This is a genomic window from Pediococcus damnosus, from assembly GCF_001437255.1.
Lineage (GTDB): Bacteria > Bacillota > Bacilli > Lactobacillales > Lactobacillaceae > Pediococcus > Pediococcus damnosus.
The window spans coordinates 1-415 of record NZ_JQBD01000191.1 but is presented as its reverse complement, the minus strand read 5'-3'; the positions used below and the strand labels follow the sequence as shown (position 1 = coordinate 415).

Sequence of the window (415 nt, the reverse complement as noted above, 5' to 3'; positions counted from 1 at the left end):
CTTAGTCAATTACAACAGCAGCCACCGGTAGTCTTTACTAGTCAGCAACACCAAGCCGGTTTAAATTACCTGTTAGGTAAAATGGAATTAAAAGATATTCAGGATCATCGACTGCAACGGGTCTTAAAACATGATGGCACCCGGCAACTGTTTATCGGCGAATGTGGCCAAGATCCTAAGTTGGATCACAAACAAATTGAAATGGTGCAAGCCCGTTTGAAACAACAGACAACACGGTTTGATCAATATAAGCAAGACCAAATTAAGGACTATCAGGCCATTAATTATTACCCAACTAGCCCGAAAAACTACCTGACTAATATTTTGGACGAAGCCTTAATAACCATTTTATATGCGAAGAACACGGACTATCTAAGAAAGCAGCAACTACGTGGCTTAAAAGAGACCGAGTGGG

1 pseudogene is annotated in these 415 nt (G+C 41.0%); it reads left to right on the top strand.

Annotation, left to right across the window (positions count from 1 at the left end):
• A pseudogene (locus IV84_RS10610) lies at positions 1-415 on the top strand (MobQ family relaxase); the annotation flags it as partial.